The sequence below is a fragment of the Sphingobium sp. Cam5-1 genome, assembly GCF_015693305.1.
Taxonomy (GTDB): Bacteria; Pseudomonadota; Alphaproteobacteria; order Sphingomonadales; family Sphingomonadaceae; genus Sphingobium.
Genome location: NZ_CP065138.1, coordinates 604643 through 620218, shown reverse-complemented (window position 1 = coordinate 620218; position 15576 = coordinate 604643). Strand labels below are relative to the sequence as shown.

At 61.8% G+C, this 15576-nt stretch carries 16 protein-coding genes; 1 reads left to right on the top strand and 15 read right to left on the bottom strand.

The features are described 5' to 3' along the window. From nuoF to thiE, 11 genes are all read right to left on the bottom strand, one after another. Nucleotides 1-1317, bottom strand: a complete 1317-nt coding sequence (nuoF, locus tag IZV00_RS03155) for an NADH-quinone oxidoreductase subunit NuoF (RefSeq protein WP_196225734.1) — start codon at nucleotides 1315-1317, stop codon at nucleotides 1-3. After that, on the bottom strand, nucleotides 1314-1997 hold the full coding sequence (gene nuoE, locus IZV00_RS03150) for an NADH-quinone oxidoreductase subunit NuoE (RefSeq protein WP_196225733.1): 684 nt from the start codon (nucleotides 1995-1997) through the stop codon (nucleotides 1314-1316). The genes nuoF and nuoE overlap by 4 nt, the downstream gene beginning before the upstream one ends. Further along, nucleotides 1997-3232 carry an NADH-quinone oxidoreductase subunit D gene (locus IZV00_RS03145; protein ID WP_196225732.1) on the bottom strand — a complete coding sequence of 412 codons (1236 nt, stop codon included), beginning with the start codon at nucleotides 3230-3232 and terminating at the stop codon, nucleotides 1997-1999. The genes nuoE and IZV00_RS03145 overlap by 1 nt, the downstream gene beginning before the upstream one ends. Further along, nucleotides 3232-4143 (bottom strand): NADH-quinone oxidoreductase subunit C, encoded by a 912-nt coding sequence (locus IZV00_RS03140; RefSeq protein ID WP_196225731.1) that lies wholly within the window; start codon nucleotides 4141-4143, stop codon nucleotides 3232-3234. The genes IZV00_RS03145 and IZV00_RS03140 overlap by 1 nt, the downstream gene beginning before the upstream one ends. A 1-nt stretch (nucleotide 4144) precedes the next feature. Then, entirely contained in the window at nucleotides 4145-4699 is a 555-nt protein-coding gene (locus IZV00_RS03135) for a NuoB/complex I 20 kDa subunit family protein (protein WP_443020059.1), read from the bottom strand. Then, nucleotides 4690-5064, bottom strand: a complete 375-nt coding sequence (locus IZV00_RS03130) for an NADH-quinone oxidoreductase subunit A (protein WP_097091191.1) — start codon at nucleotides 5062-5064, stop codon at nucleotides 4690-4692. Before IZV00_RS03130 ends, IZV00_RS03135 begins: the two co-directional genes overlap by 10 nt. Before the next feature lie 126 nt (nucleotides 5065-5190). After that, nucleotides 5191-6006: an inositol monophosphatase family protein gene (locus IZV00_RS03125; RefSeq protein WP_196225730.1), complete on the bottom strand. Its 816-nt coding sequence runs from the start codon at nucleotides 6004-6006 to the stop codon at nucleotides 5191-5193. Nucleotides 6007-6143: 137 nt separating this feature from the next. Then, nucleotides 6144-6707: an elongation factor P gene (efp, locus tag IZV00_RS03120; RefSeq protein WP_196225729.1), complete on the bottom strand. Its 564-nt coding sequence runs from the start codon at nucleotides 6705-6707 to the stop codon at nucleotides 6144-6146. A gap of 97 nt (nucleotides 6708-6804) precedes the next feature. Then, the gene (locus tag IZV00_RS03115; protein ID WP_196225728.1) at nucleotides 6805-7389 is read right to left on the bottom strand and encodes a M23 family metallopeptidase; all 585 of its coding nucleotides are present in this window, start codon (nucleotides 7387-7389) and stop codon (nucleotides 6805-6807) included. Beyond that, nucleotides 7386-8483, bottom strand: a complete 1098-nt coding sequence (locus IZV00_RS03110) for a L,D-transpeptidase family protein (protein WP_196225727.1) — start codon at nucleotides 8481-8483, stop codon at nucleotides 7386-7388. Before IZV00_RS03110 ends, IZV00_RS03115 begins: the two co-directional genes overlap by 4 nt. A 64-nt stretch (nucleotides 8484-8547) precedes the next feature. Continuing rightward, nucleotides 8548-9264: a thiamine phosphate synthase gene (gene thiE / locus IZV00_RS03105; protein WP_196225726.1), complete on the bottom strand. Its 717-nt coding sequence runs from the start codon at nucleotides 9262-9264 to the stop codon at nucleotides 8548-8550. A gap of 74 nt (nucleotides 9265-9338) precedes the next feature. On the opposite strand from thiE, the gene IZV00_RS03100 reads away from it, so the two are divergent. Then, nucleotides 9339-10055: a DUF72 domain-containing protein gene (locus tag IZV00_RS03100; RefSeq protein ID WP_196225725.1), complete on the top strand. Its 717-nt coding sequence runs from the start codon at nucleotides 9339-9341 to the stop codon at nucleotides 10053-10055. 67 nt (nucleotides 10056-10122) lie between these two features. Here IZV00_RS03100 and IZV00_RS03095 read toward each other — a convergent pair whose 3' ends face one another. The 4 genes from IZV00_RS03095 to tkt all read right to left on the bottom strand — a co-directional run bounded on the left by IZV00_RS03095 (nucleotide 10123) and on the right by tkt (nucleotide 15466). Then, nucleotides 10123-11019 (bottom strand): fructose bisphosphate aldolase, encoded by an 897-nt coding sequence (locus IZV00_RS03095; protein WP_196226483.1) that lies wholly within the window; start codon nucleotides 11017-11019, stop codon nucleotides 10123-10125. 95 nt (nucleotides 11020-11114) lie between these two features. Beyond that, on the bottom strand, nucleotides 11115-12347 hold the full coding sequence (locus IZV00_RS03090; protein ID WP_196225724.1) for a phosphoglycerate kinase: 1233 nt from the start codon (nucleotides 12345-12347) through the stop codon (nucleotides 11115-11117). Nucleotides 12348-12458: 111 nt separating this feature from the next. After that, nucleotides 12459-13469, bottom strand: coding sequence for a type I glyceraldehyde-3-phosphate dehydrogenase (gene gap / locus IZV00_RS03085; protein ID WP_196225723.1), 1011 nt, complete (start codon nucleotides 13467-13469; stop codon nucleotides 12459-12461). 29 nt (nucleotides 13470-13498) lie between these two features. Continuing rightward, the gene (gene tkt / locus IZV00_RS03080) at nucleotides 13499-15466 is read right to left on the bottom strand and encodes a transketolase (RefSeq protein WP_196225722.1); all 1968 of its coding nucleotides are present in this window, start codon (nucleotides 15464-15466) and stop codon (nucleotides 13499-13501) included. Nucleotides 15467-15576 lie beyond the last annotated feature (110 nt).

Sequence of the window (15576 nt, the reverse complement as noted above, 5' to 3'; positions counted from 1 at the left end):
TTACTCCGCTGCCTCCATGACGGGGGCGCTACCCTTATTCTCATTGATCCGCCGCTCGATCTCGGGCCGGAAGTGCCGGATCAAGCCCTGGATCGGCCAAGCCGCCGCGTCACCGAGCGCGCAGATGGTGTGGCCTTCGACCTGCTTGGTGACCTGCTGCAGCATATCGATCTCGCCGATATCAGCCTCGCCCGAACGCAACCGCTCCATGACGCGCCACATCCAGCCCGTGCCTTCACGGCAAGGCGTGCACTGGCCGCAGCTTTCATGCTTGTAGAAGTAGGAAAGACGGCTGATCGCGCGAACGATATCAGTCGACTTGTCCATCACGATCACGGCGGCGGTCCCGAGACCCGACCCGAGCGCCTTCAAACCATCAAAGTCCATCGGCGCATCCATGATCTGCGCGGCGGGCACCAGCGGCACCGACGATCCACCGGGGATGACCGCGAGCAGATTATCCCAACCGCCGCGAATGCCGCCGCAATGCCGGTCGATCAGCTCCTTGAAGCTGATCCCCATCGACTCTTCGACGACGCAGGGCTTGTTCACATGGCCGCTGATCTGGAACAGCTTGGTGCCCTTGTTCCCTTCGCGGCCAAAGCTGGAAAACCATTCGGACCCACGGCGCAGGATCGTCGGCGAAACCGCGATCGATTCCACATTGTTCACCGTCGTCGGGCAGCCATAAAGGCCAGCGCCAGCCGGGAAAGGTGGCTTCAGGCGCGGTTGGCCCTTCTTGCCTTCCAGGCTCTCTATCTGCGCCGTTTCCTCGCCACAGATGTAGGCGCCCGCACCACGATGGACGAAGACGTCGAAATCATAACCGGAACCGCATGCGTTCTTGCCAAGGAAGCCCTTCTCATAGGCCTGCTCAACGGCGGCGAAGAGGACCTTCGCCTCATAGATGAACTCGCCGCGAATATAGATGTAGGCGGCACGCGCGCGCATCGCGAAACCGGCGATCAGCGCACCTTCGATCAGCTTGTGCGGATCATGGCGGATAATCTCGCGATCCTTGCACGAGCCCGGTTCGGACTCGTCTGCATTGATGACCAGAAAGCTCGGACGGCCATCCTTGCTTTCCTTGGGCATGAAGCTCCACTTCATGCCGGTCGGGAAGCCAGCGCCACCACGTCCGCGTAGGCCCGAAGCCTTGATGAGTTCAATGATCTCGTCCTGGCCGATTTCCAGCAGCGCCTTGGTATTATCCCAATCGCCACGCTTCATCGCCGCGTCGATGCCCCAATCCTGGAAGCCATAGACGTTGGTGAAGATGCGGTCCTTGTCGGCAAGGGGTGCGATGACGTCGCTCATGCCTGCGCTCCCACATTCCAATGGCCGCGATAATCGTGATTTTCGCCCACCATCTCCTTGAGCGTCGTCGGCCCGCCTTCGGGGCAGCTCGTTTGACGCTCAATCTGCGGCCCGATCTTGGGGCTTTTGCCAGCAGCGAGATCGTCGAGGATCGCGCTCATGCTGTCATAGGTCAGGTCTTCGAAATTATCGTCGTTGATCTGCACCATCGGCGCGTTGGCACAGGCGCCCAGACACTCGACCTCGCTCAAGGTGAACAAGCCGTCCGGCGTCGTGCCGCCCTTCACCAGACCCTTGTTCTTGCAGGCCGAAAACACATCGTCGGAACCGCGCAACATGCAGGGCGTTGTGCCGCAAACCTGTACATGATAGCGGCCGACCGGAGCCAGATTGTACATGGTGTAGAAGGTCGCAACCTCGTAAACCCGCATGTACGGCATTTCGAGCTGATCGGCGATATATTCCATCACCGGCACCGGCAGCCAGCCATTGGTCTGCGTCTCCGCCCCAACCTGCCGCTGGGCAAGGTCAAGCAGCGGCATCACCGCCGACTGCTGACGACCGGCAGGATAGCGCGCGATGACCTTCTTCGCCTGTTCGGCATTTTCCGGCGTCCACGCGAAAGCGCCCCAGCGCGCGCGCGTTTCCGCTTCGTCAGGGATATGAACTGCGTCAGCCATTAGCGGTCACATTCTCCGAACACGATGTCCATCGCGCCAAGGACGGCGGTGGTGTCGGCCAGCATGTGGCCCTTCATCATGAAATCCATCGCCTGCAGGTGCGAGAAAGCCGTCGGGCGGATCTTGCAGCGATAGGGCGAGTTCGTCCCATCGCTCACCAGATAGACGCCAAACTCACCTTTGGGGCTTTCCGTCGCCACATAGACCTCGCCAGCCGGAACGTGGAAGCCCTCGGTATAGAGCTTGAAGTGGTGGATCAGCGCTTCCATCGAGCGCTTCATCTCGCCCCGGCGCGGCGGCGCGACCTTGCGATCAAGCGAGAGCACCGGACCTTCGGGCATCTCGCTCAGGCACTGCTTCATGATGCGCGCGGACTGGCGCACTTCCTCGACGCGGACCATGAAACGATCGTAGCAGTCGAAATTGGTGCCGACCGGAATGTCGAAGTCCATGCGGTCATAGACATCATAAGGCTGCGACTTGCGGATGTCCCAGGCGATGCCCGAACCGCGCAGCATCGGGCCGGAAAAGCCCCATTTCAACGCGTCTTCCTTGCTCACAACGGCAATATCGACGTTACGCTGTTTGAAGATGCGGTTGTCCGCGACCAGCGAAATCGCGTCCTCGAACAGGCGCGGCAAGCGCGTGTCGAGCCAGTCGGCAATATCGGTCAGCAGCTTCAGCGGCACATCCTGATGGACCCCGCCCGGCCGGAAATAGGCCGCATGCATGCGCGCGCCCGACGCCCGCTCATAGAAATTCATGCAATCTTCGCGCAGCTCGAACAGCCACAGGTTGGGCGTCATCGCGCCAACGTCCATGACGTGCGAACCCAGGTTCAACATGTGGTTCTTGATGCGCGTCAGTTCCGCGAAGAACACGCGCAGATATTGCGCGCGCAGCGGCACTTCCAGATTCAGCAGCTTCTCGACCGCAAGCACATAGCTGTGCTCCATCCCCATCGGCGAGCAATAGTCGAGCCGGTCGAAATAGGGCAGCGCCTGAAGATAGGTCTTATATTCGATCAGCTTCTCGGTGCCGCGATGCAGCAAACCGACATGCGGGTCGCAGCGTTCCACGATCTCGCCGTCCAGTTCCATGACCAGGCGAAGCACGCCGTGCGCCGCCGGATGCTGGGGACCGAAATTGATCGTGTAATTCTGGATTTCCGTGTCGCCCAGCGTCGGATCGTCCGCACTGGTCTTATGGTCGAGTTCTTCGAGATAGGTGGACATCAGGCGTCACCCCCCTCATCCTTGGCGGGAGTTTTCGGCTTGCGCATGCGCTTCGGCTTGGCGGTGTCCGCTTCGCCGGTTTCGGCCGTCGCGGCACGGGACCGGCGCACCGGCGTCGTTTGCGCGTCTTCGGCAAGCGGCTTCTCATTGGTCGCCTTGGCGGCTTCCTTGTTCGCAGCTTCGCCCGCGCCGGTATGTTCCTTCTTTTCCGTCACCTTGGGCGTCTCGCCAGCAGGGGCGCCCTTGGGCGCTGAGGCGGGCGGCGGCGGAGCGGTGGCAGGCGTGGGCGCACCCGGAGCCTGCGGCGCCTTCTCATCGCCCGGCAGCACATATTGCGCGCCTTCCCATGGGCTCATGAAATCGAACTGACGGAAATCCTGAGCCAGCTGAACCGGCTTGTAGACGACGCGCTTGTCTTCCTCGGAATACCACATCTCGACATAGCCGGTCAGCGGGAAGTCCTTGCGCAGCGGATGCCCCTTGAAGCCGTAATCCGTCAGGATGCGACGCAGGTCGGCATTACCCTCGAAGATCACGCCATACATGTCGAACACCTCACGCTCCAGCCAGCCTGCGACAGGCCAGATGTGCGTGACGGTGGGAACCGGCTTATCCTCGTCGGTCGATACCTTGACGCGGATGCGATGGTTCTGCGTGACGGACAGCAGATGATAGCAGACTTCGAAGCGCTCGGCCCGCTCCGGATAATCGACGCCCGCGATCTCCATCAGCTGCTGATATTCGCCCTGTACGCGCAACGCATCCAGCGCCTCGGCCAGCCGATCGCGCACGACGGTGAAGCTCAGCTCATCGGCATGATCGACCGCTTCGATCAGCATCGGACCCAGCAGCCCGGCGATCTTCTCCGCGATCCCGTCCGGGTTCACGATCTTCGGTGCAGAATGACCCATATCAGCGCTCAATCGTCCCGATCCGGCGGATCTTCCGTTGCAACTGCATCACGCCATAAAGCAGCGCTTCGGCAGTCGGCGGGCAGCCCGGCACATAGATGTCGACCGGCACGATCCGGTCACAGCCACGCACCACCGAATAGCTATAGTGATAATAGCCGCCGCCGTTCGCGCAGCTGCCCATCGAAATCACATATTTCGGATTGGACATCTGGTCGTAAACCTTACGCAACGCCGGAGCCATCTTGTTGCACAGCGTTCCCGCAACGATCATCACGTCCGACTGGCGCGGCGATGCGCGCGGCGCGGCGCCGAACCGCTCCATATCGTAACGCGGCATGTTGACGTGGATCATCTCCACCGCGCAGCAGGCAAGGCCAAAGGTCATCCACCACAGCGAACCCGTACGAGCCCACTGGAACAGATCCTCCGTCGATGTGACGAGGAACCCCTTGTCACTGACTTCACTGTTCAGCGCGTTGAAGAAATTCTGGTCGGGCTGCGTCCCCGCGGGCGGCATCGTGCCGGGCGCGGGACTGGTCAGTTCTACTCCCAATCTAGGGCTCCCTTCTTCCACGCATAAACGAGGCCCAGCACCAGCTCCGCTATAAAGATCATCATCGTCGCCCATCCGGCCCATCCGATCTGATCCAGGCTGACCGCCCAGGGATAGAGGAAGGCGGCTTCCAGATCGAAGATGATGAAGAGGATCGCGACCAGGTAAAAGCGCACGTCGAACTGACTGCGCGGTTCTTCGAACGCTGGAAAACCGCACTCATATTCCGACAGCTTCGCCGGGTCAGGCTGATGCGCGCCGGTCAGGCGGCCGACAAGCATCGGCAGGAACACGAATGCCCCGGAAAGCAGCAATGCGATCCCGAGAAAGATAAGGATCGGCAGATATTGGGCTAGATCGACCAACGGAATCCCCTGGGCGAAAATGACTATGGGCGCGCTTTAGGCCTGCCGCATAAGCGAAGCAAGGCCCCGAGGCGTGAGAATGATTCGCAACAGTCTGCTTCTTGTACGCAGAAACAAATGACTGCCTCAGCGTAGCGCACCAGCCACAAGCTTGTGCAATTTGCTGTGGATGGCATCATTGCCCGCGATCACTTCGCGGCGCTCGATCGGCTGATCGCCGCCCCTGAAATCGGTGGCGAACCCGCCCGCCTCACGCACCAGCAGCAATCCAGCCGCGACGTCCCAGGGTTGAAGGCCGCTTTCCCAGAAGCCATCATAACGGCCGGACGCCACATGCGCCAAATCAAGCGAAGCCGCACCGAAGCGACGAATTCCCGCGACGGAAGGCGCGACCGCGCCGAAGATGCGAGTCCACTGCGCCATGTCGCCATGGCCCATGAAAGGAATGCCGGTCGCGATCAGGCAGTCGCCCAGGTCGCGGCGTGCCGACACCCGCAAACGCTGGTCATGCCGCCACGCGCCCCGGCTCTTTTCCGCCCAATAGCTTTCGTCAGTCACCGGCTGGTAGATAAGGCCGGTCGTCACTTCCCGCTTGTTGCCGCCATAAAGCGGCTCTTCGACAGCGATGGAGATCGCGAAGTGCGGGATGCCGTGGAGGAAGTTGCTGGTGCCGTCGAGCGGATCGATGATCCATCGCGGCTTGTTGGGATCACCCTCGATCACCCCGCCTTCTTCCAGCAGAAAGCCCCAGTCCGGCCGTGCTTTTTGCAGCTCTTCGACCAAAGTGCGCTCGGCTTGCTGATCGGCCTTGGACACAAAGTCCGCCGGTCCCTTGCGCGACACTTGCAGATGCTCGACTTCGCCAAAGTCACGACGCAGCTTCGCGCCAGCCTTGCGCGCGGCACGTTCCATGACGGTGAGAAGGCCGGAATGGGATACCATAAACAATACTCCCCCTCTCCCCTTCAGGGGAGAGGGTCGGGGAGAGGGGAACAACATATGCTCAGCTGCGGCCCCTCTCCCGCCTTCGCTGCGCTCGGCACCCTCTCCCCTGAAGGAGAGAGGGAATAATTAGCAGTTCAATCCGCCCGCTTCACATATTCCCGCTCATACACATCAACGATGATGCGCGTGCCGGTGACGATATGCGGCGGCACCATGACGCGCACGCCATTGTCGAGGATCGCAGGCTTGTAGCTCGCCGAAGCCGTCTGCCCCTTCACCACGGCGTCGGCCTCCACCACGGTCGCTTCGACCGTTTCGGGCAGCTGCACGGAAATCGGCCGTTCTTCATACATTTCCAACATGACCATCATGCCATCCTGCAGGAAAGCCGAAGCCTCGCCCACCAGATCCTGCGGCAGGTTGATCTGCTCATAGGTTTCCGTATCCATGAAGACGAGCATGTCGCCCTCGGCATAAAGATACTGGAAATCCTTGGTGTCGAGCCGGATGCGCTCCACCGTCTCGGCGGAGCGGAAGCGCACGTTATTCTTGCGCCCGTCGATCAGGTTTTTGAGTTCCACCTGCATATAGGCGCCACCCTTGCCGGGCTGCGTGTGCTGGATCTTGACGGCACGCCACAGGCTTCCGTCATATTCGATATTGTTGCCGGGACGAATCTCGACGCCGCTGATCTTCATGGGAAGAGCCTGCCTATATGTCTGAAGGTGAAAGAGCCGACCTGTTTAAAAGGCTGGGCGCGCCTCTACATCGTGCCGCCGCGAAGGGCAAGTAGGCTCATCGGATCGGCCGCGCCAGCAAGGGGTAGGGATTGATCGCCCGGCCCCTGTGCCATGGCTCGCCCGGCCTGATCTCATTCACGGCAAAATGCAGGTGCGGCGCTGACGGATCGGCATTGCCGCTACTGCCGACCATGGCGATCTTCTGCCCCCGCTTCACCATCTGCCCCTCCGCCAGTCCGGGGGCATAGGCATCCAGATGCGCATAATAATAGATGCGGCGTCCGTCGCCCGACCGCTGATAAATGGTCAGCCCACCATCCTCACTTGTGAACAGCTTCTCGATACGCCCATCCGCAGCCGCGAGCACGGCCCGGCCCCGCGCCGCCATAATGTCGATCGCATCATGCGGCCGCGCGCCGCCTGCCCTCGCCTGCGTGAAAGTGTCGGTTAACGCCGTCGGCGGCACACCCTCAACCGGGATCGACAGTGGCCCAGCCTCTGCCGCTGCCGGATGCTGAGGCGGCGAAGCCGTCCTTTCCGGGCCACCCGGAACAATCCGCACGCACATCTTCAGAAACAGGAGCAGCAGCAGGACGGCAACTATGATGCCCACCCATCCTCGCCGCCCCGGCCTCCTCATGCCTGAAATACCGCCTTCACCCCGCTCTTCACCATCTGCGCCAGCCGCGCCGCATCCCAGTTGGTCAGGCGAATGCAGCCATGGCTTTCAGTACGCCCGATGGTCTGCGGTTCGGGGGTGCCGTGAATGCCATAATGCTGCTTGGACAGATCAATCCAAACAACGCCCACCGGACCATTCGGCCCCGGCTTCAACACCGCCTTCTCGTCCTTCGCATCGGCATCCCAGAACAGGTCAGGATTATAATGAAAATCGGGATTCCGGCTGATCCCCTTGATCTCCCAAGTGCCGAGCGGCAAGGGATCATGTTCCGATCCCATGGTCGCCGGGAATTGCGCGATCAGCTTGTTGGCCTTGTCAAAAACGCGCAGCACGCCGTCGGACTTGTCGACCACGATATAATCGGCCTGCGGCTGATCCTTCGCCACCGCCAGGCTGGCGAGCGTATTGCCCCAGCCGCGTTCATCGCCCTCGATCTGCGCGACCGGCTGATTGCCCACGGCTGGCACCCGCACCGTAGCCCCCGGCCCCAGCTTCGTGTTGGGCGCATTCAACGCCACCAGCACTTCGGGCTTTGTATGGAACCGCTCGGCCAGCTTCTCGATCAAATTGCGATAGCCCAGCGCAGGCAGCTTCGCCTGATCGGCATATTCCTTGGGAATCGCGGTGAACGGACCACGCGCAAAGCCCTCAGGGATCGTCACCAGCCAAGTAGCGGCCGGCGGCTTGTCCCCCAGCAACGCCTTCGCAGTCGCTTCATCATATTTGCCGGTTTCCGGTAAGCCCTTCGCCTCCTGAAAACCCTTTAGTGCGGCGGTGAAGGACATCCCCTCCTTCCCATCCAGCACGCCGGGAGAAAAACCCGCCCGATCAAGCGCCACCTGTGCCTGCAAGATCAAATCCGCGCGAGCAGGCGCACCGCCCGGCTCGGGGACTATGGAAAAGGCATAAGGATCGCCAACCGGCTTAACCGCCGCACCCTGCGCTCCCTCCTTCTGATCTCCGGGAGCTGCTGTCCCGCTTTCATTGGCGTCGGTGACGGCAACCTTGCAAGCCGTGCAGAGCAGCGTGAGCGCGAGCAGATATGTCTTCAAGGCGATACTCTCCCTATGTTTGGGGAGAGAAACGCGCAAATGCCAGGAAAGCTGCCTCCCTCGATCAATGCCCCTCGGGCGATCCCTTCAAGGCCCCGGGCAGAACAGCCGAAAATGCCGCAACACCCGCGCGCGGCCCATCCGGATGCGCCCACACCGCGCTGCTCACCGCCAGAAAGTCCGCGCCCGCCTCGACCAGCGGCGCGGCATTATCCGCCGTAATCCCCCCGATCGCCACGCAGGGCAGCTCGAACAGGGTCGTCCACCAGCCAAGGATCGACGGCTCCGGCCGATGATGCGTTTCCTTGGTCGTCGTGGGATAGAAGGCGCCGAACGCGACATAGTCCGCCCCGGCCTCGCCCGCTTCCATCGCAAGGTGGCGGCTGTCATGGCAGGTCACGCCGATCTGCACCTTTGGCCCCAATATCTTGCGCGCCTCTCGCGGGTCGCCGTCCCCCTGCCCCAAATGCACGCCATCCGCGCCCAGCCGCTTGGCCAGCGCTATGCTGTCGTTGACAATGAAGGCGACCTCCCGTTCCGCGCATAGCTTTTGCAACGGCTCGGCCGCGCGAGCGATCGCCTCTTCGTCCATGCCCTTCAGCCGCAACTGAAACGCCGCAACCTTGCCGCCATCCAAAGCCTCGGCCAGCTGCGCCACGAAACCCTCGTCGATCGCGGGCGGCGATATGAGGTAAAGCTGGCAGGCCGGGCGGAAGCTCTTATCGAACTGGTCGGCAAAATGCGGATCGAGCGCCAGCTCTTCGTCAGTAAAGTCGGTCATGCGCAGCCCTTAGCGCGTTTCGGCATCCAAGGAAAAGAATGGAACTGTGTCCAGGCCCGGCGGCTTGTCCTGTCATGATCAGGATCGGCTGCTCAGGATGGAACTACCTCCACTGGCGCGGCTCCTTCTATCCGGAAAAACTGGCGATGAAGCGCTGGTTCGCCTTTTACGCCGACCATTTCGACTCGGTGGAGATCAACAACAGCTTCTACCGCCTCCCCAAGCCGGAGACGGTCGATGGCTGGCGCGACCAGGCCCCGCCCGGGTTCTGCTATGCGGTCAAGGCGAACCGTTATCTCACCCAGGCTCTGAAGCTCACCAACTGTGAAGAGCCGATGGAGCGGATGATGGCGTCCTTCCGCCATTTCGGCCCAACGCTAGGTCCCATCCTCTATCAATTGCCGCCCAGCCTCACCTTCAACCTCGACCGGCTCGAAAGCTTCCTTAAGCTGCAACCCGCCGACATCGTCCCCGTCTTCGAGTTCCGCCACCGCAGCTGGTATGAAGACGCGACCTACGACCTGCTAGACCGACATGGCGCAAGCTTGTGCGTCCATGACATGGCCGGATCATCCAGCCCCCGGATGGTGACGGGCCGCGCCGCCTATGTCCGCTTCCATGGCTGCCAAGGCAAATATTGGGGCCGCTATGCGGAAGATAATCTGCGCGAATGGGCTGGATGGATGACCGATCAGGCTCGCCAGGGCCGCGCCGTCTGGGCCTATTTCAACAATGACATCAATGCCGACGCCATCCACGACGCCTTGGCGCTCAAGTACATGGTCGGATGAAGAAGCCTTAGCCCGTCAGGCGAATGAGGGCTGCCCGGCGCATATCGCCAGCAGCCCTCATCTCACATCACGCCGCCTTCTTGGTCGAGGCGGTGTAGATTTCGTCGATCGCCTGACCCAGCGAAGCGTTGAACTCATCCTCGCTCATCTGGTGGCGCAGGTCGTTCAGCAGCGCGCGGCTGAAGCTGGCGATGATGCCGCGATTCTTCGCCAGTTCGACGCAAGCCTCGGCGCGCGAGAAACCGCCCGACAGCGCGACGACGCGCAGCACCTTAGGATGATCGACCAGCGGATCGAAGAGGCCAGCCTTGGCGGGCAGCGAAAGCTTCAGCATCACCTTCTGCCCTTCGGGCAGCGCGTCCAGGCCCTTGAGCAGCTCGTCCAGCAGGATCTGGTCAGCGTCAGCGCGTTCGGGGCTCTTGATGTTGATCTCGGGCTCCAGCATCGGCATCAGGCCGGCGGCGAGAACCTGCGCGCCAACCTCGAACTGCTGCTTGACGATCGCGGCGATGCCCTCACGGTTGGCAAGATTGATAACCGAACGCTCCTTGGTCCCGAACACGCCCAGCGACTTTGCACGCTTCAGCAGCACGTCCAGTTCCGGCATCGGCTTCATCATCTGAACGCCGTTCGCCTCGTCTTCCAGACCCTTGTCGATCTTGATGAAAGGCACGACGCCACGCTCGATCAGCGCCTGCGGCACGGACTTGCCGCCCGCCTCGCCGTCCATCGTCCGTTCGAACAGGATCGCACCGATCACCTTTTCACCCGAAAAGGCGGGCGAGGTGATGATGCGGCTGCGCATGTCGTGGATGAGGCCGAACATCTCCTCATCATTGCTCCAAGCACCCTCTTCGATGCCATAGCCCTTGAGCGCCTTGGGCGTCGATCCACCGCTCTGGTCGAGCGCGGCGATAAAGCCGTTGCCGCCCGCAATCTTGTTCATCATGTCCTGATCCAGCATCTGCACATACTTTCTCGTCAAGGGTTGCACCGCCCCATCGGCGGCATCGGAAAAAGGAAAAGGCCGCCATCCTTTCGGACAGCGACCTTCGAAGTTCACACCATCAATGCGCTGACGCCCGGCAGGTCCTTGCCTTCCATCCATTCGAGGAAAGCGCCGCCTGCCGTGGACACGAACGTAAAGTCGCCCGCCACGCCCGCATGGTTGAGTGCCGCCACGGTATCGCCGCCGCCCGCCACGGACGTCAGCTGCCCTTCCTTGGTCAGCGCCGCCGCCGTCTTCGCAAGCGCCACGGTCGCCTTGTCGAACGGCGCGATCTCGAACGCGCCGAGCGGCCCGTTCCACACCAAAGTCCGGCAGTTCTTGAGCGCATCGCCCAGCGCCTCGACAGCAGCAGGCCCCACGTCCAGGATCATCTCGTCAGCAGCAACTTCATGCACATTGCATGTCCGCACCGACGGCGGATTGGCGGCAAATTCCTTCGCCACCACCACATCATAGGGCAGGTGAATGGTGCAACCCGCAGCCTCCGCCTTGTCAAAGATCGCCTCGGCCGTCTCCGCCAGATCCTTCTCGCACAGCGACTTGCCGACATCGACGCCGCGCGCGTGAAGGAAGGTGTTGGCCATGCCACCACCGATGATCAGATGATCGACCTTGGCGACGAGGTTGTTCAGCACATCGAGCTTGGTCGAAACCTTCGCCCCGCCGACGACCGCCGCAACCGGCTTCACCGGCTCGCCCAGCGCCGCCTGCAACGCGTCGAGTTCCTTCTCCATCGAACGGCCCGCAAAAGCAGGCAGCTTGTGCGCCAGCCCCTCGGTCGAGGCATGGGCGCGATGCGCGGCGGAGAAAGCGTCGTTCACATAAAGATCGCCGATCGCCGCCATCGCCTCAACCAGCGCCGGATCATTCTTCTCTTCACCGGGATGGAAGCGGGTATTTTCCAGGATGGAAATATCGCCCGGACGCATCACCGCGATGCCATCGACAGCCGCTTCGCCGCAGCAATCGGGAATGAATTGAACGTCACGCCCCAGCACCTGGGTCAACGGACGCGTGATCTTCGACAGCGAATATTCCGGGTTCTTCTGCCCCTTGGGTCGTCCGAAATGCGCCAGAATCAGCACCTTGGCACCGCGATCCGCCAGCTCCAAAATCGTCGGCATCGCCGCCCGCAAGCGCGTGTCGTCGCTCACCGATCCATCCTGCATCGGCACGTTCAAATCTTCGCGCACCAGCACGGTCTTGCCGCGGATGTCGCCCATATCGTCCAGCGTCTTGAAGGGCTTGGCCACCAATATGCTCCCAGCCACCCTGCCCGTCATCCCAGCGAACGCTGGGATCTCATGCCTCCAGGCAGGGACTTGATAAACGAGATCCCAGCGTTCGCTGGGATGACGAAAAAGGGCGGGTTCTTAAGGCCCGCCCCATTTCTCTTACAGCAGACCCGCAACCACGCCGGTCGTATCGATCATGCGGTTCGAAAAACCCCATTCATTGTCGTACCAGCTGAGCACGCGAACCAGATTACCGTCGATGACGGCGGTTTCCAGGCTGTCGACGGTCGAGCTGCGCGCATCGCCATTATAATCGATCGATACCAAAGGCTCGTCCGAATAACCCAGCACGCCCTTGAGCGGACCCGCTTGCGAAGCAGCCTTCAGCAGCTCGTTCACTTCATCCTTGGTGGTGCTGCGCTTGGCGATGAACTTCAGGTCCACGACCGAGACGTTCGGGGTCGGCACGCGCACCGACGAACCGTCCAGCTTGCCCTTCAGCTCAGGCAGAACCTCACCCACCGCGCGCGCGGCGCCCGTGGTGGTCGGGATCATCGACAGGGCAGCAGCGCGGGCGCGGCGCATGTCGCTGTGCAGCTGATCCAGCGTGTTCTGGTCGTTGGTGTAGCTGTGGATCGTCGTCATGAAGCCCTTTTCGATGCCGATCGCATCGTGCAGGACCTTAGCGAGCGGCGCCAAACAGTTGGTGGTGCAGCTGGCGTTCGAAATGACGATATCGTCAGCACCCAGCGTCTCATGGTTCACGCCGAACACGATGGTCTTGTCGACGCCGGTCGCGGGGGCAGAAATGATGACACGCTTGGCGCCAGCGGTCAGATGGGCGCTCGCCTTTTCCTTGGACGCGAAGATGCCGGTGCATTCCAGAGCGATTTCGACGCCCTGCGCCGCGTGCGGCAGCTTGGCGGGATCGCGCTCGGCGGTCACTGCAATGCGCTTGCCGTTGATGATCAGCGCGTCGCCATCGACACTGACGTCGCCAGCCCAGTTGCCATGAACGCTGTCGCGCTTGAACAGCAGGGCGTTCGCCTTGGCATCGCCCAGGTCGTTGATGCTCACCAGTTCCAGATCATGGTCGGTGCGCGACAAAATGGCGCGCGCCACCAACCGACCGATACGTCCGAAACCGTTAATTGCTACCTTCGTTGCCACTGCACTAGCCTCCTGATTGGTAGTTGTTCTTAATGATCGAGTGCGGCCGCAACCTGCGGCGCGATCTTGGCGGCCGTCAGGCCGAAATGGTCGTAAAGCGCTTCTGCCGGAGCCGAAGCACCGAATGTGTCGATGCCAAAACGTAAGCCCGCGATGCCGACATAGCGTTCCCAGCCGAAGGTCGTCCCTGCCTCAATCGAGCAACGCAGCACATGGTGCGGAAGGAGATCATCCTTATACGCCTGCGGCTGCGCGTCGAAATGCGCCCAGCTCGGCATCGAAACCACGTCCGCGCCGATGCCTTGCGCTTCGAGCAGGTCGGCGGTCGCAACGGCGATCTCAACCTCGGAACCGGTCGCGATCAGCACCACCTTGCGGCTGCCCGTCGCGGCGCGCAGGCGATAGGCGCCCTTCGCCGACAGATTTTCGCTCTTTTCCGTCCGCAGTTGCGGCAGATTCTGGCGGGTCAGCGCCAACACCGAAGGACCATTTTGGTCCTTCAGCGCCAATTCCCAACATTCCGCCGTCTCAACAATGTCCGCCGGACGATAAACGTCCAGGTTCGGAATCATGCGCAGCGACATGACATGTTCGATCGGCTGATGGGTCGGGCCATCCTCGCCCAAACCGATCGAGTCATGGGTCAGCACATGGATGACGCGCTGCTCCTGAAGCGCGGCCAGACGGATGCCGCCACGCATATAATCGGAGAAAACAAGGAAAGTGCCGCCATAGGGAATAACGCCGCCATGCAACGCCATGCCGTTCATCGCGCAGGCCATGCCGAATTCGCGAATGCCATAATAGACATAGCGACCGGAATAGTCGTCCTTCGTCAGCGGCCCCGTCGACTTGGTCTTGGTGTTGTTCGACCCGGTCAAATCCGCCGAACCACCCAGCGTTTCGGGCAGCAGGTCATTGATCGCGCCCAGCGCCAGCTCGCTTGCCCGGCGCGTCGCGACCTTCTGCGGATTGGCGATCAACGTGTCGATATAGCTGTTGAGCGAGAAGTCGGCGGGCAGTTCGCCTGCCATCCGGCGTTCGAATTCCGCCTTCTGGCTATTCCCGGACAGACGACCTTCCCAGGCTGCGCGCACTTCCGCGCCCTGCGAACCGATCCGGCGCCACTCGGCGGCAATATCCTCGGGGATAACAAAAGGCTCGGCCGTCCAGCCCAAAAACTCACGAGCGGCAGCAACTTCCGCTTCACCCAGCGCCGAACCATGTACGCCCGACGTTCCCGCCTTGTTGGGCGCGCCGTAACCGATCTTGGTGGCGCAGGCGACCAGCGACGGGCGCGGATCGGCCAACGCCTCATCGATCGCGCGGCGCACATCGGCGACGTCATGGCCGTCGCACGACACGACATGCCATCCGGTCGCGGCATAGCGGGCGCGGACGTCCTCGCTGCTCGACAGGTCAACCGCGCCGTCGATGGTGATCTTGTTATCGTCCCACAGCACGATCAGGCGGCCAAGGTTCAGATGGCCCGCAAGGCCGATCGCCTCATGGTTGATGCCCTCCATCAGGCAGCCGTCGCCCGCAATCACCCAGGTGCGGTGATCGACCAGATCGTCGCCGAACTGCGCATTCAGGTGCCGCTCGGCAATCGCCATGCCGACGGCAGTGGCAAGGCCCGAACCCAGCGGGCCGGTGGTCGCCTCGACGCCCGCCAGCTCGAAATTCTCGGGGTGCCCCGCGCAGGGGCTGCCCAGCTGACGGAAATTGCGGATGTCCTCCATCGTCGGGCGGGCATAGCCGGTGAGGTGCAGCAGCGAATAAATCAGCATCGACCCATGGCCCGCCGATAGCACGAAACGGTCGCGGTCGGCCCATTTGGGCTGGGTCGGATCGAACTTGATATAGTCCTTGAACAATACCGTCGCGACGTCCGCCATGCCCATCGGCATGCCCGGATGGCCGCTGTTCGCCGCCTGCACTGCGTCCATGGAAAGCGCCCGGATGGCGCTGGCGAGCGACTTTTCGGATACGGTCATCTAGGCTGGCTTCTTCCTTGGCTTGACTAAGCGGCCCCCTGCTGAGCCGACGAATCGAAATCCGGTCCCCTTTGTCGCGTTGCACCCAAAGCGTCAACCGTGGCAGGACC